Origin of the sequence: Streptomyces sp. NBC_01426 (assembly GCF_036231985.1) — a bacterium.
GTDB lineage: Bacteria > Actinomycetota > Actinomycetes > Streptomycetales > Streptomycetaceae > Streptomyces.
This window is the reverse complement of sequence record NZ_CP109500.1, coordinates 5,588,473-5,608,200: the sequence shown is the minus strand read 5'-3', so window position 1 is coordinate 5,608,200 and position 19,728 is coordinate 5,588,473. Positions and strand designations below refer to the sequence as shown.

Here is a 19,728-nt window from a genome sequence, read left to right as displayed (position 1 = left end):
CTCCCACTTCCACCCGATCGGGCTACAGAACCCCGCTCGGGGCCCGCCCGGCGTCAGGACCTGCGTACGCCTTCCGCAAGCTCGGCCGCCAGCGCCCGCACCCCGGCGAGCCCGCTCTGCGGGTCCGGCGCGTCCAGCAGCACCTTCACGAAGGCCGAGCCGACGATCACCCCGTCGGCGAAGGCGGCGACCTCCTTCGCCTGCGCGGCGTTGGAGACGCCCAGGCCGACGCAGACCGGGAGGCCGCGGCGGGCGCCGGGGGTGGCGCGGGTCCGCTCGACGAGGGCCTGGGCCTCGTTGCCGACGGACTCGCGGGTGCCGGTGACGCCCATCAGGGAGGCCGCGTAGACGAAGCCCGAGCCGGCCTCGGTGATGGTGGCCAGGCGGGCGTCCCGGCTGCTGGGGGCCACGACGAAGACGGTCGCCAGACCGTGCTTCGCCGCGTGCTCGCGCCACAGCGCGGACTCCTGGACCGGCAGGTCGGGCAGGATGCAGCCCGCGCCGCCCGCCGCGGCGAGCTCGGCGGTGAACCGCTCGACGCCGTAGCGGTCGATGGGGTTCCAGTACGTCATCACCAGGATCGGGACCCCGGTGGCCTCGTGGGCCTCGCGCACGGTCCGCATCACGTCGGCGATCTTGACTCCGCCGCGCAGCGCGATGTCGTCGGCGGTCTGGATGACCGGGCCGTCCAGGACGGGGTCGCTGTGCGGCAGGCCGATCTCGACGACGTCCGCGCCGCCCGCGATGACGGCCTTGACGGCCTCGATGCCGCCGTCGACGGTCGGGAAGCCGGCCGGGAGGTAGGCGACGAGGGCGGCACGGTCCTCGGACTTCGCCTTCGCGAGGGTCGCGGTCAGCAGTTCGATGTTGCCGGTGCCGTGCGTGGCGCTCACTTGTCGTCCCCCTCGGAGAACTCGTTCTCGGCGACTTCGCCGTCGGTGTCGTACAGGTCGAAGTACCGCGCGGCGGTGTCCATGTCCTTGTCGCCGCGACCGGACAGGTTGACGACGATCAGACCGTCCGGGCCCAGTTCCCGGCCCAGGTCGAGGGCGCCCGCGAGGGCGTGCGCGGACTCGATCGCCGGGATGATGCCCTCCGTGCGGGAGAGCAGGCGCAGGGCCTGCATCGCGGCGTCGTCGGTGACCGCCCGGTACTCGCCGCGGCCGGTGTCCTTGAGGTAGGAGTGCTCCGGGCCGATGCCCGGGTAGTCCAGACCCGCCGAGATCGAGTACGGCTCGGTGATCTGGCCCTCCTCGTCCTGGAGGACGTAGGAGCGGGAGCCGTGCAGGATGCCGGGCTCGCCCGCGGTCAGCGTGGCGGCGTGCTCACCGGTCTCGACGCCGTGTCCGGCGGGCTCGAAGCCGACCAGGCGGACGCCGGCGTCGGGGATGAAGGCGTGGAACAGGCCGATGGCGTTGGAGCCGCCGCCGACGCAGGCCGCGACGGCGTCGGGCAGTCGTCCGACGCGTTCCAGGATCTGGCGGCGGGCCTCGACGCCGATGACCCGGTGGAAGTCGCGGACCATCGCGGGGAAGGGGTGGGGGCCGGCGACCGTGCCGAAGAGGTAGTGGGTGCGGTCGACGTTGGCGACCCAGTCGCGGAAGGCCTCGTTGATGGCGTCCTTGAGGGTCCGGGAGCCGGACTTCACCGCGATGACCTCGGCGCCCAGCATGCGCATCCGGGCCACGTTCAGGGCCTGGCGCTGGGTGTCGATCTCGCCCATGTAGATGGTGCAGTCGAGGCCGAAGAGGGCGCAGGCGGTGGCGGTGGCCACGCCGTGCTGACCGGCTCCGGTCTCGGCGATGACGCGGGTCTTGCCCATGCGCTTGGTGAGCAGCGCCTGACCCAGCACGTTGTTGATCTTGTGCGAGCCGGTGTGGTTGAGGTCCTCGCGCTTGAGGAAGATCCGCGCGCCGCCCGCGTGCTCGGCGAACCGGCGCACCTCGGTGAGGGAGCTGGGCCGGCCGGTGTAGTTGACCATGAGCTCGTCGAGCTCGGCCGCGAAGGCCGGGTCGCCCTTGGCCTTCTCGTACTCGACGGCGACCTCGTCCACGGCGGCGACGAGGGCCTCCGGGATGAACTTGCCGCCGAAGTCGCCGAAGTAGCCCTCGGCGTTGGGGACGTGACCCTCGGGGTCCGGGATGAAGAACGAGCTGGTGGACATGGCCACTACTCCTACGGGGTGCGACGGGAGGACTTCACCGTATTGCGCCGCCTGCCCGCACCACGCGCACCCCGCTGAGGGGTGGGGAGGACACGGGCGGAGCGGCCCGCGCCCGGAGCCGGCGGCTCGGGACGACGGGCCGTACGGGACCACCCGGCGGGTACGCGGGGTACCGGACGGGCGTGGTCTGCGTTACGGCGCCGAGGCGCCGCGCCATCGCATGCCGTTGACCTGGCCCGGCTCGGAGCCGATCACGTAGCGCACCCGTCGCCCGTGCACGCGCCGGGCCGGAGCGCGGCAGCCGCGGGGGCGGCAGCCGCGCGCCAGCGGCGCGTGCGTCGTCGGCACGGCGGCCGGGCCGGGGCCCGGTCGGGTGCGGACGAAGGAGCGGAAGGGCGGCACGGAGGGGTCAGCTCCGCCCGTGGCGCAGGGCGGGGTGGGCGCCGGCGGCGACGAGGTCGGCCACGGCCGCCTTCGGGTCGCGTCCGGTGACCAGGGACTCCCCGACGAGGACGGCATCAGCGCCCTCGTTGGCGTAGGCGATCAGGTCGTGCGGTCCGCGGATGCCGGACTCGGCGATCTTCACGATGTGGTCGGGGATCTCCTGGACGACGCGCTCGAAGGTGGAGCGGTCGACCTTGAGGTCCTTGAGGTTGCGCGCGTTGACGCCGATGATCTTGGCTCCGGCGGCGACGGCGCGCTCGACCTCGTCCTCGTCGTGGACCTCGACGAGCGGGGTCAGACCGATGGTCTGGGCGCGCTCGATGAGGGAGACCAGGGCCTCCTGTTCCAGGGCCGCGACGATCAGCAGGGCGAGGTCGGCGCCGTAGGCGCGGGCCTCCCAGAGCTGGTACGCCGTGACGATGAAGTCCTTGCGCAGGATCGGGATGTCCACGCGGGCGCGGACGGCCTCCAGGTCGGCCAGCGAGCCGCCGAAACGGCGCTCCTCGGTGAGGACGGAGATGACCGCCGCACCGCCCGCCTCGTAGTCGGCGGCGAGCGCGGCCGGGTCGGCGATCGCGGCCAGCGCGCCCTTGGAGGGGCTGGAGCGCTTGACCTCGCAGATCACCTTGACGCTGTCGCCGCGCAGGGCCGCGACACCGTCCTTGGCCTGGGGCGCCTTGGCGGCACGCTCCTTGAGCTCGTCGAGGCTCACGCGGGCCTGCCGTTCGGCAAGGTCTTCGCGGACCCCTTCGATGATCTCGTCGAGCACACTCACGCGAGCGGCCCCCTTCCGGGTCGATGACGGTCGGCCGCCTTGCAGACACGTATCACTGCAAGGTCAGCACTCAAATGGTATCCGCAGGTCGCCGCGGCCTCCGCACGGACATCGCCGTTTCCCAGGGACTGGACAGTCGGAATGCGGGCTTCCTCCGGCGCTCGCCCGGGCCTCAGGGGGCCAGGGCCGACCCGAAGGGAAGATTGCGGACAATCGCGAAAGTCAGCATGAGAGCACCGAAAACCCACCAGTACGCCGGTTTCAGGGCGACCCGCGGGGCCGGGGCGCCGCGCCAGGCCCGCGCCAGCCAGACGGCGGTGAACGCCGCGAACAGGGCGTAGCCGACGACCGCCGCCGCGTTCGCGCCGAGGGCGGTGAGCAGGTCGCCCCGCGCGAAGGCGTGGGCACTGCGCAGCCCGCCGCAGCCCGGGCACAGGATGCCGGTGAGTCGAAGCAGCGGGCAGACCGGGTAGTGCCCGGGTTCGTTGGGGTCGACCGCGCCCACGTACGCGAAGGCGGCCGCGACCCCGGCCAGGGTGAGGACGGGGACGGCCAGGTTCCGCGCCCGGGAGGCCCGCGCCGGGGCGGGCGGGGGGTACGCGGGGGCCGGGGGCCCGGGGGCCGGGTGCGGGGCAGGAGGGGTGCGGGAGGCGTCCACGCGCCGATTCTCTCCGGTCATGACAAAAGGCGCAGCCCGACAGGGCCGCGCCTTCCGCTCCTTCCGGTCCTCGTGCGTCAGACGCCCGCGGGGACCTTGGAGGCGGCGATGACCTCGGCGAGGTCCTTGTGGGCGGCCTTCGGAGCGCCCATGCCGGCGGCCTTCATCGCCATTCCGACGACACCGCCGAGGACGACGACGACCAGGCCGGCGTAGAACCCGAGCGGGTTCGCGAGCACCATGAAGGCGCCGGAGACGCAGAAACCGATGAAGGCGATGATGACACCGGTCCAGGCGGCCGGGGTGTGTCCGTGGCTCGTGCCCGCCATGAGTTGCTCCTCGTTGCTCTGTCGCACGTCACGTGCTGTGTCGAACGCTCGGTGCCCATTGTCCCGCACCGCGCGCGGCGCCCGCTCACGGGGGGTCCCGTCAGCGGGTGGGGTCCTCGCCTCGGTCCAGAGCCTTCCACAGGTCCTCGGGCCGGTCCGGGTCCACGGGCGCGGGAGTACGGGTGCGGGGGCTGCCGTCGCGTTCGTAGCGGCCGCCCATCGCGGGCCAACTCCGGCCGAAGCGCAGGGCCAGGAGGCCGGCCAGCAGGATCAGGACCCCGCCGGCGGCGGTGACGTACGGCCACGCCGTATGGGTGAGCCCGACCACCTGCGCCGCGGTGTCCGCGGTGGTCCTGGCGGCCTGTTCGTCCAGGGCACGGTGGTCGTCGGCGGCGAACACGGCCGCCAGGGCGGCGCCCAGGCCGCTCAGCGCGAGCAGCGCGGACACCAGCCGCCGGCTCCTGCCGCGGACGGCGAAGACCGCGACCAGGGCGGCGAGGGCGACGATGGCCAGGGCGGCGGGCAGGCCGGTGACGGCCCGCCCGTCGGCGCTCAGCGGCAGCGAACCACCGCCGACGGCCGCCCGGCCCTGGGCCCAGACGCGGCCGGAGGCGAGCAGGACGACGGTGGCGCCGAGCGCGCCGAGCAGCAGGGCGACGGCCACGCTGCGGCGGCCGGCGCCGCTCTCGGGGCCCGGCGGGACCTCTTCGGTCACGGGGGCGGCGGCATCGTTTCGGGGCGGGGGTACGGCACTCACGCACCCCACTATCCCCTACGCCCTCAACCGCGGTGGAGGCGGTTCGCCGCTCCCACCGCGCGCAGTACCGCGGCGGCCTTGTTGCGGCATTCGAGGTCCTCCAGCTCGGGCACCGAATCCGCCACGACCCCGGCGCCGGCCTGGACGTACGCCGTCCCGTCGCGCAGCAGCGCCGTGCGGATGGCGATGGCCGTGTCGGAGTCCCCGGCGAAGTCGAGGTAGCCGACGCACCCGCCGTACAGCCCGCGGCGGGAGGGTTCCAGTTCCTCGATGATCTGCATGGCGCGCGGCTTGGGCGCGCCCGAGAGGGTGCCGGCGGGGAAACAGGCGGTGAGCACGTCGAAGGCGGTCTTGCCCTCGGCGAGCCGGCCGGTGACGGTGGAGACGATGTGCATCACGTGGGAGTAGCGCTCGATCGACATGAAGTCGACGACCTCCACCGATCCCGGGGCGCAGACCCGGCCCAGGTCGTTGCGGCCGAGGTCGACGAGCATCAGGTGCTCGGCGCGTTCCTTGGGGTCCGCCATCAGCTCTTCGGCGAGGTCGTTGTCCCGCTGCGGGGTGGCCCCGCGGTGCCGGGTGCCGGCGATGGGGTGGACCATGGCCCGGCCGTCCTCGACCTTGACCAGCGCCTCGGGGCTGGACCCGACGACGTCGAAGCCGTTCTCGAAGCGGAAGAGGTACATGTACGGGGACGGGTTGGTGGCCCGCAGCACCCGGTAGACGTCGAGCGCGGAGGCCTCGCAGGGCGTCTCGAACCGCTGCGAGGGCACCACCTGGAAGGCCTCGCCGGCCCGGATGCGCTCCTTCACGTCCTCCACGGCCGCCTGGTACTTCTCGCCGCCCCACAGGGCGGAGTACTCCGGCAGCTCGGAGGCGGGCAGCGGGGTGGGTACGTACGGGGCGGGCCGCGCGAGGTCGGCCTCCATGGCGTCGAGCCGGGCGACCGCGTTCGCGTACGCCTCGTCCACGCCGGTGTCGAGGTGGTTGTGGTTGATGGCGTTGGCGATGAGCTGGACCGTGCCGTCCCAGTGGTCCATGACGGCCAGGTCGGAGGTGAGCAGCATGGTCAGCTCGGGGAGCTTCAGGTCGTCCTCGGTGTGCTCGCCGATGCGCTCCAGGCGGCGCACGATGTCGTAGCCCAGGTAGCCGACCATGCCGCCGGTGAAGGGCGGCATGCCGCCGGCGATGTCGCGGGGGGTGTGCAGGGCCTCGACGGTGGCGCGCAGGGCCTCCAGCGGGTCGCCGTCCGTGGGGACGCCGACGGGAGGGGTGCCGATCCAGTGGGCCCGGCCGTCGCGGACGGTGAGGGTGGAGTCGCTGCGGACGCCGACGAAGGAGTAGCGGGACCAGGAGCGGCCGTTCTCGGCGGACTCCAGGAGGAAGGTTCCGGGGCGTTCGGCGGCCAGCTTGCGGTAGAGACCCACGGGCGTGTCGCCGTCGGCCAGCAGCTTGCGGCTGACGGGGATGACGCGGCGGTCGACCGCGAGCTTGCGGAACGTCTCAAGATCCATGACGTGGGACCTACCTATTCGGCGTCGCTGAGAAGGACATCGGCGTCGAAGCACGTACGGGCGCCGGTGTGACAGGCGGCCCCGACCTGGTCGACCTTCACGAGCAGGGTGTCGGCGTCGCAGTCGAGGGCGACGGACTTCACGTGCTGGAAGTGGCCGGAGGTGTCTCCCTTGACCCAGTACTCCCGGCGGCTGCGGGACCAGTACGTGCAGCGCCCGGTGGTCAGCGTCCGGTGCAGGGCCTCGTCGTCCATCCAGCCGAGCATGAGCACCTCACCGGTGTCGTACTGCTGGGCGATGGCCGGAACCAGACCGTCCGCGGAGCGCTTGAGACGAGCGGCGATGGCGGGGTCGAGGGAGGTCGTACTCATGAGGCCATTGTGCCGGGCGGAGGCGACGATCACGGAGCGCCGTCCACCTGATGGGCGGGCGCGCGGCGGGTCGCGGCCGTAGGCTGGCCCGCATGTCTACCCATGCGAAGCGTGAACGACTGCTCCTGGCCGACCTGTTGGAGTCGGCGGGGCCGGAGGCGCCGACACTGTGCGACGGCTGGCGCGCCCGGGAACTCGCGGCGCACGTGGTCGTCCGCGAGCGCCGCCCGGACGCGGCGGGCGGTCTCCTGCTGGACGTGCTGAAGACCCGGCTGGACAAGGTGATGGAGGAGTACAAGGCCAAGCCGTACGAGGAACTGATCCAGTTGATCCGTACCGGCCCGCCGAGGATGTCCCTCTACTCCCTGAAGCAGATCGACGAGGCGGCCAACGCGGTGGAGTTCTACGTCCACGCGGAGGACGTCCGGCGGGCCCAGCCCGACTGGTCGCCGCGGGCGCTGGACCCCGTGTTCTCGGACTCCCTGTGGTCCCGCCTGGAGAAGCTGGCCCGGCTGACGGGCCGCCGCTCCCCGGTGGGGCTGGTCCTGCGCCGCCCGAACGGCCAGACGACGGTGGCGCACAAGGGCACCCCGGTGGTCACGGTCACGGGCGAGCCGGGCGAACTCACGCTGTTCTGCTTCGGCCGCCAGTCCTCGGCGGCGGTGGAGCTGGACGGCCCGGCGGAGGCCGTCGCGAAGCTGACGACGGCGCAGCTGGGCCTGTAGCGCGCGGGAGCCTGTGCGGGGCCGCCGGGTCGGCACGGGGCCCGGGCGGTGGTCAGGCGAAGGCGAGTTCCGCCCGGCGGACCTCCCGGGCCGAGGTCCCGACCACCGCTCCCGCCATGCTCAGCAGGCCGCCGGCCAGGAACACCGGGGTGATGCCCCACAGGTCCACCGCCAGGCCGAAGACGGGGTAGGACAGCGGGGCCAGGCCCACCGCCGTGAAGGCCATGACCGAGCTGACCCGGCCCAGGTACGCGGGGTCGGTGGAGGTCTGGATCAGGGCGACGGCCAGGCCTCCGCAGATGCCGCAGACCAGGCCGGTCACCAGCGAGACGACGACCGCGGTGGGCAGGCCGGGGGCCAGGGCGACGCTGCCGATGCCGGCCGAGCCGACGATCAGGGTGAGGTTCTGCACCGCCCCCGCGCGGGGGAACCGGGGCACCAGGGTCAGGACCAGGGCGCTGGACGCCGCGCCGGCCCCGAAGGCACCGATGATCCAGCCGACCCCGCCGGCGCCCCAGCCCCGTTCCTCGGCCAGCAGGATCAGTCCCAGGGTGAGCGGGGCGGAGGTGCCGAGCTGGCTCAGGGCGCCGGACACCGTCAGCGGGCCGATCACCGGGTGCCGCCGGATGTAGGCGAGCCCGGACAGCAACTGCCGCCAGGGGGTCTGCCCCGCCGCGGAGTCCTCGGAGTCCCGCACCGCGGGGGCGATCCGTACGGCCAGCAGCAGCACCAGGGAGAGCCCGAACAGCGCGGCGGCCACGCCGAAGGCGGCCCCCACCCCGCCCAGGCCGATCGCGAGGCCCGCCACCGGCGGCCCCGCGGTGTGCCCGACGCGTTCGGCGAGGCTGCGCAGCCCCTGGACCCGCACCAGTTGCCCGGGGCCGGCGATGCGGGGCGGCAGCGCGCCGACCGCCGGCATGAACAGCGCGTCCACGGCCCCGAAGACGAGGGCCACCGTCACCAGGACCCACAGCCCCGGTGAGGCGAGCGCGACGATCAGGGCGAGCGCGAGGATGACCGCGCAGCGCACGGCGTCGGAGGAGACGACCACGAGCCGGGGCCCGAAACGGTCGGCGACCACCCCGCCGCCCAGCATGAGCAGGGCCCTCGGGACGGCACCGGCCGCCATGACCAGCCCGACCTCGGCCGGGCCGGCCACGTGCGCGGCGGTCCAGCCGAGGGCGAGGAAGTAGATCGCGTCGCCGATCAGTGAGGCGGCGTAGGCGGCCAGCCAGCGCCATGTGTTCCGGTTCAACGCAGCCCCCCGGGGCATCAGCGCACCGGGTGGCCGGCCCCCCGCAGCGCGTCCTTGACCTGGCCGATGCGCAGGTCGCCGAAGTGGAACACCGACGCGGCGAGTACCGCGTCCGCGCCGGCCTCGATGGCCGGCGGGAAGTGCTCCAGCCTGCCGGCGCCGCCGGAGGCGATCACCGGCACCGTGACGTGCCTGCGCACGGCCGCGATCATCTCCGTGTCGTAGCCGTCCTTCGTACCGTCCGCGTCCATCGAGTTCAACAGGATTTCCCCGGCGCCGAGTTCGGCCGCCCGGTGGGCCCATTCGACGGCGTCGATGCCGGCGCTCTGCCGGCCGCCGTGGGTGGTGACCTCGAAGGAGCCGGAGGCGGTGCGGCGGGCGTCCACGGACAGCACGAGGACCTGTCGTCCGAACCGCTCGGCGATCTCCCGGATCAGCTCGGGGCGGGCGATGGCGGCCGTGTTGACGCCCACCTTGTCGGCGCCCGCCCGCAGCAGCTTGTCGACGTCGTCGGCGGTGCGTACGCCGCCGCCGACGGTCAGCGGGATGAAGACCTGTTCGGCGGTGCGGCGCACCACGTCGTAGGTGGTCTCGCGGTTACCGGAGGAGGCGGTGATGTCGAGGAACGTCAGCTCGTCGGCGCCCTCGGCGTCGTACAGCTTGGCCATCTCCACCGGGTCGCCGGCGTCGCGCAGGTTCTGGAAGTTGACTCCCTTGACCACGCGGCCGTTGTCCACGTCCAGGCAGGGGATCACCCGTACGGCGAGGGTCATGCGGTGGCTCCTGACGGACCGAAGGCTTCGACCTCCACTTCGACGACCATGGAGGGGTCGACGAAACCGGAGACGATGATCATGGATGCGGCGGGCCGCACCGCGTCGAACAGCTCCTTGTGGGCGCGGCCGACGTCCTCCACGTCACGGGCGTGCGTGAGGTACATGCGGGTGCGCACCACGTGCTCGGGGCCGAGCCCGGCCTGCTCCAGGGCCTTGAAGGCGACGCCGAAGGCCGTGATGGCCTGGTCGTACGGGCCGCCCCCGTCGGCGGCGGTGCAGCCGGAGACGAGGACCAGGCCGTTGGGGAGCTGTACGGCGCGGGAGTAGCCGATGACGTCCTCGTAGGCGCCACCGGAGGAGATGCGTCGTACCTGGTCGGGAGAGCTCATGCGGAGACCACCTTCAGGGCTTCTTCCAGGGTGAAGGCCTTGGCGTACAGGGCCTTTCCGACGATGGCGCCCTCGACGCCCTGCGGGACGAGCGCGGACAGGGCCCGCAGGTCGTCCAGCGAGGAGATGCCGCCGGACGCCACGACGGGCCGGTCGGTGGCGGCGCAGACGTTCTTCAGCAGCTCCAGGTTGGGGCCGGTCAGCGTGCCGTCCTTGCCGATGTCGGTGACGACGTAGCGGGCGCAGCCCTCGGCGTCCAGGCGGGCGAGGGTCTCGTAGAGGTCGCCGCCCTCGCTGGTCCAGCCGCGGCCCTTGAGGGTGGTGCCGCGCACGTCGAGGCCGACCGCGATCCTGTCGCCGTGCTCGGCGATGGCCCTGGCGGCCCACTCGGGGGTCTCCAGGGCGGCGGTGCCCAGGTTGACGCGGGTGCAGCCGGTGGCGAGGGCCGCGGCGAGCGAGGCGTCGTCGCGGATGCCGCCGGAGAGTTCGACCTTGATGTCCATGGCGCCGGTGATCTCGGCGACCAGGGCACGGTTGTCGCCCGTGCCGAAGGCGGCGTCGAGGTCGACCAGGTGGAGCCATTCGGCGCCGGAGGCCTGCCAGGCGAGGGCCGCCTCCAGCGGGGAGCCGTAGGAGGTCTCGCTGCCGGACACCCCGTGGACGAGGCGGACGGCCTGGCCGTCGCGGACGTCGACCGCGGGGAGGAGTTCCAGCTTCGCTGAGGTCACGGTCATCAGAGGGTCTCGATCCAGTTGGTGAGGAGCCGGGCCCCGGCGTCGCCGGACTTCTCGGGGTGGAACTGGGTGGCCCACAGGGCCCCGTTCTCCACCGCCGCGACGAAGGGCTCGCCGTGCGTGGCCCAGGTGACCTTGGGGGCGCGGATCAGCGGGTTGGTGACTTCCAGGCTCCAGTCGCGCGCCGCGTACGAGTGGACGAAGTAGAAGCGGGCGTCCGCGTCCAGGCCGGCGAAGGCCTGGCTGTCGGCCGGCGCGTCGACGGTGTTCCACCCCATGTGCGGGACGACGGGGGCCTTGAGCGGTCCGACCGTACCGGGCCACTCGTCGAGGCCCTCGGTCTCCACGCCGTGTTCGATGCCGCGCTCGAAGAGGATCTGCATGCCCACGCAGATGCCCATGACGGGGCGGCCGCCGGAGAGCCGGCGGCCGATGATCCAGTCGCCGCGGGCGTCCTTGAGGCCCCGCATGCAGGCGGCGAAGGCGCCGACACCGGGGACGAGGAGTCCGTCGGCGTCCATGGCCTTGTCGTAGTCGCGGGTGATCTCGACGTCGGCGCCGACGCGTGCGAGGGCGCGTTCGGCGGAGCGGACGTTGCCGAAGCCGTAGTCGAAGACGACGACCTTCTTGGTCGGTCTGGCGGGACTAGCAGCGCTCATCCCAAACCTCCTTGCGTGAAAACTCCCGGCTGCAGCCAGGTAGGGAACGCGCCCAGGCGCGGTGCCGCTGCGTGAAGCCGTGATCTGTACTTGTGTTCGGATCGTGACCGCCCCCAGCGTCCGGGGCGTGGGAACTTCCTCTGTGGTGAAGCGGGCGTTCAAGAGCGAATGGGGTACGGACAGACGTCGGCGCTGCTCACGACATGGAAGCGGACCGAGGAGCCGGCGTACCTGGCCGAGGTCTCCTCGGTGCCGTTGCAGCAGGCACTGCGGCATCTGCAGAGTGCGTGCGCGGGGTTTTGGGGAAAGCGGGCGAAGTACCCCCGCTTCAAGTCGAAGCGGAAGTCCCGGGCCTCGGCCGAGTACACGCGCAGTGCGTTCCGCTACGCCGACGGTCACCTGACGCTCGCGAAGATGGCCGAGCCGTTGGACATCGTGTGGTCGCGCCCCCTCCCCGCTGGGGCGGCACCGAGCACCGTGACGGTCTCCCGGGACAGTGCCGGGCGCTGGTTCGTGTCCCTGTTGTGCGAGGACACCCCTGCCCCGATGCCCGCCACCACGAATGCGGTGGGCATCGACGTCGGACTGACCGTACTGGTCACCCTCTCGACCGGCGAGAAGATCCCCAATCCCCGACATGAGCGCAGGGACCGCGACCGGCTGGCGCGTGCACAAAGGGCGCTGGCCCGGAAGGAGAAGGAAAGCAAGAACCGAGCCAAGGCCCGCACCCGCGGGGCCAGGATCCACGCCCTCATTGCCGATCGCCGCCGGGATCATCTGCACAAACTGACGACTCGACTCGTGCGCGAAAACCAAACGCTCGTGATCGAGGACCTCACCGTCAAGAACTTGCTGAGGAATCACACGCTCGCCCGGGCCGTCAGCGATGCGGGCTGGCGTGAGCTGCGCTCCATGCTGGAGTACAAGGCGGCCTGGTACGGACGCATGCTGGTCACCACCGACCGGTGGTTCCCCAGCACACGCCTGTGCTCGGTCTGCGGGACCTCGGCCGACACGATGCCCCTGCACGTCCGCGAGTGGACGTGCGAGAACTGCGGAACGACCCACGACCGGGACGGGAACGCCGCGATCAATCTTCTGGCCGCCGGGCTGGCGGTCGCTGCCTGTGGAGCGGGTGTAAGACCTCATCGGGAGTCCTCCTCTCGGTTGGGGCGGTCCGTGGTGAAACAGGAAACCCCACCCGTGAGGGTGGGACTCCCCTCCTCGTAGGGAGGGAAGGAGGTCAATCCCAGATTCCTTGGATCCGCAGGACTCCGGCGGCGAGACACATCGCGGAGCCGATGGCGAGCAGGACGACCAGCGACAGGGGCATCTTCTGCTTGTGGAAGGAGTAGACGCCGCCGGCGAGGAAGAGGCCGACGACGATCAGGATGGTGTTGAGGCCGGTCACGGTTAGAGGGCGCCCTTCGTGGAGGGCAGGATCCCGGCGGCGCGCGGGTCGAACTCGGCGGCGTAGCGCAGGGCGCGGGCCAGCGCCTTGAACTGGCACTCCACGATGTGGTGGGCGTTGCGCCCGTACGGGACGTGGATGTGCAGGGCGATCTGGGCCTGCGCGACGAAGGACTCGAAGATGTGTCGGGTCATCGTCGTGTCGTAGCTGCCGATCATCGGCGCCATGTTCTCGGGCTCGGTGTGCACGAGGTAGGGGCGGCCGGACAGGTCGACGGTCACCTGGGCGAGCGACTCGTCCAACGGGACGGTGCAGTTGCCGAAGCGGTAGATGCCGACCTTGTCGCCGAGGGCCTGCTTGAAGGCGGCGCCGAGCGCGAGGGCGCTGTCCTCGATGGTGTGGTGGCTGTCGATGTGCAGGTCGCCCTCGGTCTTCACGGTGAGGTCGAAGAGGCCGTGGCGGCCGAGCTGGTCGAGCATGTGGTCGTAGAAGCCCACGCCCGTCGAGACGTCGACCTTGCCGGTGCCGTCGAGGTTTATCTCGACGACGACCGAGGTCTCCTTCGTGGTCCGTTCGACCCGTCCGATGCGGCTCATGCGTGCTGCTCCTTCTTCAGTGCGCGAACCGCTTCCAGGAACGCGTCGTTCTCGGCCGGGGTGCCCGCGGTGACCCGCAGCCATCCCGGCACGCCGTTGTCCCGGACCAGGACGCCCTGGTCGAGGATCTTTTCCCAAGCGGTGTGGGAGTCGTCGAACTTCCCGAACTGGATGAAGTTCGCGTCGGACTCGGTGACCTCGAAGCCGATGGCCCGCAGCTCCTCGACGAGGCGGTCGCGCTCGGCCTTGAGCTGCTCCACGTAGCCCAGGAGGGTGTCGGTGTGCTCCAGCGCGGCCAGCGCGGTCGCCTGGGTGACGGCCGACAGGTGGTACGGCAGGCGTACGAGCTGCACGGCGTCGACCACGGCGGGGTGCGCGGCCAGGTAGCCCAGGCGCAGCCCGGCGGCGCCGAAGGCCTTGGACATGGTCCGGGAGACCACCAGGCACGGGCGACCCTCGATCAGCGGCAGGAGCGAGTCGTGGTGGCTGAACTCCACGTACGCCTCGTCCACGACGACGAGGGAGGCCGAACCTCGATCGGCGCGCGCCGCCTGCGCGGCCTCGTAGAGCGCGAGGACGGTCTCCGCCCCGACGGCGGTGCCCGTGGGGTTGTTGGGCGAGGTGATGAAGACGACGTCCGGCGCGTGCTCGGCGATGGCCCGCTCGGCCGCCTCCGCGTCGATGGTGAAGTCGTCCCGGCGCGGGCCGGAGATCCAGCCGGTGCCGGTGCCGCGGGCGATCAGCGCGTGCATCGAGTACGAGGGCTCGAAGCCCATCGCGGTGCGGCCGGGGCCGCCGAAGGTCTGGAGGAGCTGCTGGAGGACCTCGTTGGATCCGTTGGCGGCCCAGACGTTCTCGCGCGCGACCGGGTGCTTGCCGGTACGGGTGAGGTAGGCGGCCAGCTCGGTCCGCAGCTCGATCGCGTCCCGGTCGGGGTAGCGGTTGAGGGTGCGGGCGGCCTCGGCCACGCGTTCGGCGATGCGCCGCACCAGTTCCTCGGGGAGCTCGTACGGGTTCTCGTTGGTGTTCAGCTGGACGGGCACGTCGAGCTGCGGGGCGCCGTAGGGGGACTTGCCGCGCAGCTCGTCCCGGATGGGGAGGTCGTCGATGCCGGTCATGCCTGGGGGACCTTCCATCCGAAGCGCGCCTTGAGGGCCGCGCCGTGCGCGGGCAGGTCCTCGGCCTCCGCCAGCGTCACCACATGGTGGGTGACCTCGGCGAGGGCGTCCCGCGTGTAGTCGACGATGTGGATGCCGCGCAGGAAGGACTGCACGGACAGGCCGGAGGAGTGGCAGGCGCAGCCGCCGGTGGGCAGCACGTGGTTCGAGCCCGCGCAGTAGTCGCCGAGGGAGACCGGGGCCCAGGGGCCGACGAAGATCGCGCCGGCGTTGCGGACCCGGGCGGCCCAGGCGGCGGCGTCGACGGTCTGCACCTCCAGGTGCTCGGCGCCGTACGCGTCGACCACCTTGAGGCCGTCCTCCAGGCTGTCCACCAGCACGATCGCGGACTGCCGGCCAGCGAGCGCGGGCTTGATCCGGTCCTCGACGTGCTTGGTCGCGGCGACCTGCGGCTCCAGCTCCCGCTCCACGGCGTCCGCGAGCTCGACGGAGTCGGTGACGAGGACGGCGGCGGCCAGCGGGTCGTGCTCGGCCTGGCTGATCAGGTCGGCGGCGACGTGCACCGGGTCGGCCGTGGAGTCCGCGAGGACGGCGATCTCGGTGGGGCCGGCCTCGGTGTCGATGCCGATCTTCCCGGTGAAGTAGCGCTTGGCGGCGGCGACCCAGATGTTGCCGGGGCCGGTCACCATGTTCGCCGGGGCGCACTCGTCCGTGCCGTACGCGAACATCGCGACGGCCTGGGCGCCGCCGACCGCGTACACCTCGTCCACGCCGAGCAGCGCGCAGGCGGCGAGGATCGTGGGGTGCGGCAGACCGCCGGCAGGGTCTCCCGGGAAAGCGGGCTTCTGCGGCGGGGACGCGAGCGCGATGGACTCGACGCCCGCCTCCTGGGCCGGCACCACGTTCATCACGACGGAGGACGGGTACACCGAGCGGCCGCCGGGCGCGTACAGGCCCACGCGCTCGACCGGAACCCACTTCTCGGTCACGGTTCCGCCGGGGACCACCTGGGTGGTGTGCTCGCTGCGGCGCTGGTTGCGGTGCACGATCCGGGCGCGCCGGATGGACTCCTCCAGGGCGGCGCGCACGGCCGGGTCCAACTGCTCCAGGGCGGCCTTGACGGCCTGCTCGGGCACCCGGACCTGCGAGAGCTCGACCCCGTCGAACTTCCGCGCGTACTCGATCAGCGCCGCCGTGCCACGATGATGGACGTCCTCGCAGATGGGCCGCACCTTGTCCAGGGCGGCTTCCACGTCGAACTCGGCACGGGGCAGCAGATCGCGCAGGGCGCCACCCTCGGGGAGGGTGTTGCCGCGCAGGTCGATACGAGAGATCACCTGCCAATTCTCTCAGACCGTCTCCCGGCACCGTTCGCCCGTATCACTGGCTGATACACGCCCCGGACGTCACCGCCGCCCCTTAGCGTTCCCCTGGGTGTGAAGGACGAGCGGAGGGGGACCGCCATGACCGAGGCGCGCGCGGGCGGGGAGCCCGCCGACGCGACCGCCGCCGAGCTGCGGATGTGGCAGGCGTACCGGACGGGCGGTGTCTGCGACCTCAGTGCGCGCGCCGCCGGCCGGGACGACCCGCATTCCGACCGGGTGTGGGGTCCGGAGCGCACCGTCCGGGCCCGGACGGTCGCCCTGCTGCTGCTCCACGGCCCGCCGCCGGTGCCGGGCCGGGTCGCCTCGTTGAAGCTGCGCGGGGTGCGGATCAGCGGGCGGCTGGACCTGTCCGGGGGCACTGTCGAGCCGTACGTGGAGTTCCAGTCCTGCCGCTTCGACAGCGAGATCCAGCTGTCCGAGGCCCGGTTCGGCACGTTGCGCCTGGTCAACTGCGCGATACCGCGGCTGGAGGCGGCCCGGCTGCACACCGAGGGCGATCTGCACCTGCCGCGCTGCCGCGTGGCGCGGGGCATACGGCTGACGGACGCGCAGATCGGCACCGACCTGCTGATCAGCCAGGCGGTGGTGCAGCGCGACAACAAGGGTCGGGCGATCGCCGCCGACGGGATGGCGGTGGCGCAGGACTTCCAGGGCGAGATGCTGGAGGCGTACGGGGAGGTCAGTCTGCGCGGCGCCAAGGTCGGCGTGTCGATGAGCCTGCGCGGCGCCCGGCTGCGCAACCCGTCGGGGCGGCGCGCGCTGAACGCCCCACAGCTCACCGTGGAGCGGACCTTGTACCTGACCTCGGTGGCCCTGGACCACTCCCCCGGCGATTCGGGGACCCACACGCCTCCGTACGGGCTGGGCGAGACCCCGCTCGGCGGCCGGCGGGCGCAGGCCTTCGAGTGCGAGGGCGGGATGCGGCTGGACGACGGCCGGTTCGGCGACGCGATCGACTTCTACGGGGCCCGGTTCCTGCTGTCTGCGGAGCAGGAGCTGTCCCTGCGGCGGATCCAGACGCCCGAGCTGCGGTTCGTCGGCGAGCAGCCGGAGCGGGGCAGGGTGGTGCTGTCCGGGGCCAAGGTGGTCAAGCTGGTCGACATGTCGACCAGCTGGCCGGGACCGGGCCGGCTGTCGATGGAGGGGTGCTCGTACGAGCTGCTCGCGCCCCGGGGTCACTTCCCGCTGGCCCGCCGGCTGGCCTGGGTGGAGGCCGCCACGCCCGACTACTCGCCGGAGCCGTACGAGCGGCTCGCGGCGGTCCTGCGGGCGAGCGGCGAGGACGCGGACGCCCGGATGGTGCTGCTGGCCAAGCAGCGCCGGCGCCGGGCCACGCTGCCGCCCGCGGCGAAGGCCTGGGGGTACCTCCAGGACTGGACGGTGGTGTACGGCTACCGGCCGGGCCGGGCGGCCCTGTGGATGGCGGTGCTGTGGGCGGCGGGCTCGCTGCTGTTCTCCCGGCTCGACCCGCCGGCGATCAAGACGGACGAGCATCCGCACTGGAACGCCGCCCTGTACGCGCTCGATCTGCTGCTCCCGGTCGTCGATTTCGGGCAGGAGGGGCAGTGGGATCTGCGGGGTGGTTGGCAGTGGGGAGCGGCGGCCCTGGTCGTGCTGGGGTGGATCCTGGCCACGACGGTGGCGGCGGGCGCGTCGCGGCTGCTGCGGCGGGGGTGACCGCCGCAGCCCCGCGACCACTACCCTGTGCCTCGTGACCACCGTTCGCCTGCCACTCTTCCCGCTGAACTCGGTGCTGTTCCCCGGCCTCGTGTTGCCGCTGAACATCTTCGAGGAGCGCTATCGCGCCATGATGCGCGAGCTGCTGAAGACGGGCGAGGACGAGCCGCGGCGCTTCGCGGTCGTCGCGATCCGCGACGGCCGGGAGGTCGCGCCGACCGCGCCCGGCCTGCCCGATCCGACGGCGCTGCCCGAGCGGGGTCCGACGGCCGGTTTCGGCGCGGACCCGATCCAGGCGTTCCACCGGGTGGGTTGCGTCGCGGACGCCGCGACGATCCGGGAGCGGGAGGACGGCAGTTTCGAGGTGCTGGCCACCGGGACCTCCCGGGTCCGCCTGCTGTCGGTCGACGCGTCGGGGCCGTTCCTGGTCGCGGAGCTGGAGGAACTCCCCGAGGACTCGGGCGAGGGCGCGGGGGCGCTCGCCGAGGGCGTGTTGCGGGCGTTCCGGAACTACCAGAAGCGGCTGGCGGGGGCCCGTGAGCGATCGCTGACGGGCGCCGAGCTGCCGGACGAACCGTCGGTGGTCTCGTACCTGGTCGCCGCGGCGGCGGTGCTCGACATCCCCGCGAAGCAGCGGCTGCTCCAGGCGCCGGACACGGCGACCCGGCTCGCGGAGGAACTGAAACTGCTGCGCGCCGAGACGGCCGTGATCCGCCATCTGCCGTCGCTGCCCGCGGTGGACCTGACGCGCGCGCCGACGAGCCCGAACTGATGGCGAAGAAGAAGCCCGGGGCGGCGACCCCGGCGATAGCGGCCCTCACCGCGGCGGCGGCGGAGTTCACGGTGCACTCCTACGAGCACGACCCCGCGCACCCCTCGTACGGCCAGGAGGCCGCGGAGGCGATGGGGGTCTCCCCCACGCAGGTGTTCAAGACGCTCGTCACGGACGTGGACGGGGTGCTCACGGTGGCGGTGGTCCCGGTGTCGGGATCGCTGGACCTGAAGGCCCTGGCGGTGGCCGTGGGCGCCAAGCGGGCCTCGATGGCCGATCCGGTCCTGGCGGAGCGCACCACGGGCTACGTCCTGGGCGGCATCTCGCCGCTGGGTCAGCGCAAGCGGCTGCGGACGGTGCTCGACGCCTCGGCGACCGCCCACCCGACGATCTGTGTCTCGGCGGGCCGTCGCGGCCTGGAGGTCGAACTCCCGCCGGCGACGTTGACGGAGCTCCTGGGGGCCGTGCTGGCCCCCATCTCCCGCCCGTAGCCCGTTCGGCCCGACCCTTCGGGGTCGGGCGCCGGTGAGGTCAGGGGCGGGGCGGCTCGGGCGACGGGTCGTTGGCGTGGGCGTGCGCGGGCGGGTAGGGCGCGCCGTACCACTCGAAGTCCGGCTCGGGATCCTTCGGCGTGAACGCGGCCGTCAGGCCCAGGTGGGCGGCCACCGCGACCATCGGCCACGCCAGCAGCACCCCGTGGGCCAGCAGCTGGAGCGGCGCGTCGAAGGGGACGCCCTTGCCCGCCTTCAGCGCCGCCGCCGCCAGGTCGGACGTGGGGCCGAGCCACAGACCCAGCCGCCACCCCACCAGCGCGGCGAAGCAGGACCCCACCGCGAGACCGACGACGAGCGGCACGCCGCCCCGGCGCCGCCACAGGAAGGTCCCCACCCCGCTCAGCAGCCCGAATCCGGCGGCGAGCAGCAGGAAGGTGGCGTCGGACCCGATCCGGGACTCGCTCTCGGTGTCCCGCAGGAAGACGGCCTCCCCGTTGGACACGTACTGGACCCTGGGCGCGAGCCAGACCCACAACACCCCGAGCAGGACGCCCGCCACCGCCACCACGAGGGCGACGCCGGCCCCGTCTCGGACGTCGGCGGGGGTGATCCCCCCGGCGGCGTCGCGCGGCTTCTCGGGCGGGAGCGCCGGCGGGTCGAACGGGGACGGCGGCGGGGTCACGGCTTCGGTCACCCCCACATCGTGCCAGGTGCGGCGGGCACCG

General features: G+C 72.6%; 23 protein-coding genes and 1 pseudogene. 5 read left to right on the top strand and 19 right to left on the bottom strand.

What is annotated here, in order from left to right; all coding sequences use genetic code 11:
- Nucleotides 1–53 precede the first annotated feature (53 nt).
- The 9 genes from trpA to hisI form a co-directional block, all read right to left on the bottom strand.
- Nucleotides 54–893 carry a tryptophan synthase subunit alpha gene (trpA, locus tag OG906_RS24915; protein ID WP_329445882.1) on the bottom strand — a complete coding sequence of 280 codons (840 nt, stop codon included), beginning with the start codon at nt 891–893 and terminating at the stop codon, nt 54–56.
- Nucleotides 890–2,164 carry a tryptophan synthase subunit beta gene (trpB, locus tag OG906_RS24910; RefSeq protein ID WP_329445880.1) on the bottom strand — a complete coding sequence of 425 codons (1,275 nt, stop codon included), beginning with the start codon at nt 2,162–2,164 and terminating at the stop codon, nt 890–892. Before trpB ends, trpA begins: the two co-directional genes overlap by 4 nt.
- A 192-nt stretch (nt 2,165–2,356) precedes the next feature.
- Nucleotides 2,357–2,566 (bottom strand): tryptophan biosynthesis modulator TrpM, encoded by a 210-nt coding sequence (gene trpM, locus OG906_RS24905; protein WP_053682200.1) that lies wholly within the window; start codon nt 2,564–2,566, stop codon nt 2,357–2,359.
- Nucleotides 2,567–2,573: 7 nt separating this feature from the next.
- Nucleotides 2,574–3,383: an indole-3-glycerol phosphate synthase TrpC gene (gene trpC, locus OG906_RS24900; RefSeq protein ID WP_329445878.1), complete on the bottom strand. Its 810-nt coding sequence runs from the start codon at nt 3,381–3,383 to the stop codon at nt 2,574–2,576.
- Nucleotides 3,384–3,555: 172 nt separating this feature from the next.
- Nucleotides 3,556–4,062, bottom strand: coding sequence for a DUF2752 domain-containing protein (locus tag OG906_RS24895; RefSeq protein ID WP_329445876.1), 507 nt, complete (start codon nt 4,060–4,062; stop codon nt 3,556–3,558).
- A gap of 56 nt (nt 4,063–4,118) precedes the next feature.
- Nucleotides 4,119–4,370 carry an HGxxPAAW family protein gene (locus OG906_RS24890; RefSeq protein ID WP_267800883.1) on the bottom strand — a complete coding sequence of 84 codons (252 nt, stop codon included), beginning with the start codon at nt 4,368–4,370 and terminating at the stop codon, nt 4,119–4,121.
- A gap of 100 nt (nt 4,371–4,470) precedes the next feature.
- Nucleotides 4,471–5,136: a TIGR02234 family membrane protein gene (locus OG906_RS24885; protein WP_385644061.1), complete on the bottom strand. Its 666-nt coding sequence runs from the start codon at nt 5,134–5,136 to the stop codon at nt 4,471–4,473.
- 14 nt (nt 5,137–5,150) lie between these two features.
- Entirely contained in the window at nt 5,151–6,641 is a 1,491-nt protein-coding gene (locus OG906_RS24880; RefSeq protein ID WP_329445874.1) for an anthranilate synthase component I, read from the bottom strand.
- 14 nt (nt 6,642–6,655) lie between these two features.
- Nucleotides 6,656–7,012: a phosphoribosyl-AMP cyclohydrolase gene (hisI, locus tag OG906_RS24875; protein WP_267800838.1), complete on the bottom strand. Its 357-nt coding sequence runs from the start codon at nt 7,010–7,012 to the stop codon at nt 6,656–6,658.
- Nucleotides 7,013–7,104: 92 nt separating this feature from the next.
- Between hisI and OG906_RS24870 the strand changes: the two genes are divergently transcribed.
- Nucleotides 7,105–7,737: a TIGR03085 family metal-binding protein gene (locus tag OG906_RS24870; protein WP_267800840.1), complete on the top strand. Its 633-nt coding sequence runs from the start codon at nt 7,105–7,107 to the stop codon at nt 7,735–7,737.
- Nucleotides 7,738–7,789: 52 nt separating this feature from the next.
- On the opposite strand, the gene OG906_RS24865 is transcribed toward OG906_RS24870, so the two are convergent.
- The 5 genes from OG906_RS24865 to hisH are packed head-to-tail and all read right to left on the bottom strand — an operon-like array spanning nt 7,790 to nt 11,550.
- Nucleotides 7,790–8,992, bottom strand: a complete 1,203-nt coding sequence (locus tag OG906_RS24865) for an MFS transporter (protein WP_329445872.1) — start codon at nt 8,990–8,992, stop codon at nt 7,790–7,792.
- 17 nt (nt 8,993–9,009) lie between these two features.
- Nucleotides 9,010–9,765 (bottom strand): imidazole glycerol phosphate synthase subunit HisF, encoded by a 756-nt coding sequence (gene hisF, locus OG906_RS24860; protein WP_267800844.1) that lies wholly within the window; start codon nt 9,763–9,765, stop codon nt 9,010–9,012.
- Nucleotides 9,762–10,157: a RidA family protein gene (locus tag OG906_RS24855; protein ID WP_267800845.1), complete on the bottom strand. Its 396-nt coding sequence runs from the start codon at nt 10,155–10,157 to the stop codon at nt 9,762–9,764. Before OG906_RS24855 ends, hisF begins: the two co-directional genes overlap by 4 nt.
- Nucleotides 10,154–10,891 carry a bifunctional 1-(5-phosphoribosyl)-5-((5-phosphoribosylamino)methylideneamino)imidazole-4-carboxamide isomerase/phosphoribosylanthranilate isomerase PriA gene (gene priA / locus OG906_RS24850; RefSeq protein WP_329445869.1) on the bottom strand — a complete coding sequence of 246 codons (738 nt, stop codon included), beginning with the start codon at nt 10,889–10,891 and terminating at the stop codon, nt 10,154–10,156. The genes OG906_RS24855 and priA overlap by 4 nt, the downstream gene beginning before the upstream one ends.
- Nucleotides 10,891–11,550: an imidazole glycerol phosphate synthase subunit HisH gene (gene hisH, locus OG906_RS24845; protein ID WP_329445867.1), complete on the bottom strand. Its 660-nt coding sequence runs from the start codon at nt 11,548–11,550 to the stop codon at nt 10,891–10,893. The genes priA and hisH overlap by 1 nt, the downstream gene beginning before the upstream one ends.
- 159 nt (nt 11,551–11,709) lie before the next feature.
- On the opposite strand from hisH, the pseudogene OG906_RS24840 reads away from it, so the two are divergent.
- Nucleotides 11,710–12,780: pseudogene (locus tag OG906_RS24840) on the top strand (RNA-guided endonuclease InsQ/TnpB family protein); the annotation flags it as partial.
- 13 nt (nt 12,781–12,793) lie between these two features.
- On the opposite strand, the gene OG906_RS24835 reads toward OG906_RS24840, so the two are convergent.
- From OG906_RS24835 to hisD, 4 genes are read right to left on the bottom strand one after another with little or no spacing between them, the layout of a single operon-like run.
- Nucleotides 12,794–12,961: a hypothetical protein gene (locus OG906_RS24835; RefSeq protein WP_053682210.1), complete on the bottom strand. Its 168-nt coding sequence runs from the start codon at nt 12,959–12,961 to the stop codon at nt 12,794–12,796.
- 2 nt (nt 12,962–12,963) lie between these two features.
- Nucleotides 12,964–13,557, bottom strand: a complete 594-nt coding sequence (hisB, locus tag OG906_RS24830) for an imidazoleglycerol-phosphate dehydratase HisB (protein WP_267800852.1) — start codon at nt 13,555–13,557, stop codon at nt 12,964–12,966.
- Entirely contained in the window at nt 13,554–14,675 is a 1,122-nt protein-coding gene (locus OG906_RS24825) for a histidinol-phosphate transaminase (protein ID WP_329445864.1), read from the bottom strand. Before OG906_RS24825 ends, hisB begins: the two co-directional genes overlap by 4 nt.
- On the bottom strand, nt 14,672–16,012 hold the full coding sequence (hisD, locus tag OG906_RS24820) for a histidinol dehydrogenase (RefSeq protein WP_329445862.1): 1,341 nt from the start codon (nt 16,010–16,012) through the stop codon (nt 14,672–14,674). The genes OG906_RS24825 and hisD overlap by 4 nt, the downstream gene beginning before the upstream one ends.
- A gap of 126 nt (nt 16,013–16,138) precedes the next feature.
- Here hisD and OG906_RS24815 point away from each other — a divergent pair, with 126 nt between their 5' ends.
- The 3 genes from OG906_RS24815 to ybaK are packed head-to-tail and all read left to right on the top strand — an operon-like array spanning nt 16,139 to nt 19,000.
- Nucleotides 16,139–17,737, top strand: coding sequence for an oxidoreductase (locus OG906_RS24815; protein WP_267800856.1), 1,599 nt, complete (start codon nt 16,139–16,141; stop codon nt 17,735–17,737).
- Nucleotides 17,738–17,771: 34 nt separating this feature from the next.
- Nucleotides 17,772–18,509 carry an LON peptidase substrate-binding domain-containing protein gene (locus OG906_RS24810; RefSeq protein WP_267800858.1) on the top strand — a complete coding sequence of 246 codons (738 nt, stop codon included), beginning with the start codon at nt 17,772–17,774 and terminating at the stop codon, nt 18,507–18,509.
- On the top strand, nt 18,509–19,000 hold the full coding sequence (ybaK, locus tag OG906_RS24805; RefSeq protein WP_329445859.1) for a Cys-tRNA(Pro) deacylase: 492 nt from the start codon (nt 18,509–18,511) through the stop codon (nt 18,998–19,000). Before OG906_RS24810 ends, ybaK begins: the two co-directional genes overlap by 1 nt.
- A 40-nt stretch (nt 19,001–19,040) precedes the next feature.
- Here the strand turns inward: ybaK and OG906_RS24800 are convergent, their stop codons facing one another.
- The gene (locus tag OG906_RS24800) at nt 19,041–19,697 is read right to left on the bottom strand and encodes a hypothetical protein (RefSeq protein ID WP_267800862.1); all 657 of its coding nucleotides are present in this window, start codon (nt 19,695–19,697) and stop codon (nt 19,041–19,043) included.
- Between the last annotated feature and the right edge of the window lie 31 nt (nt 19,698–19,728).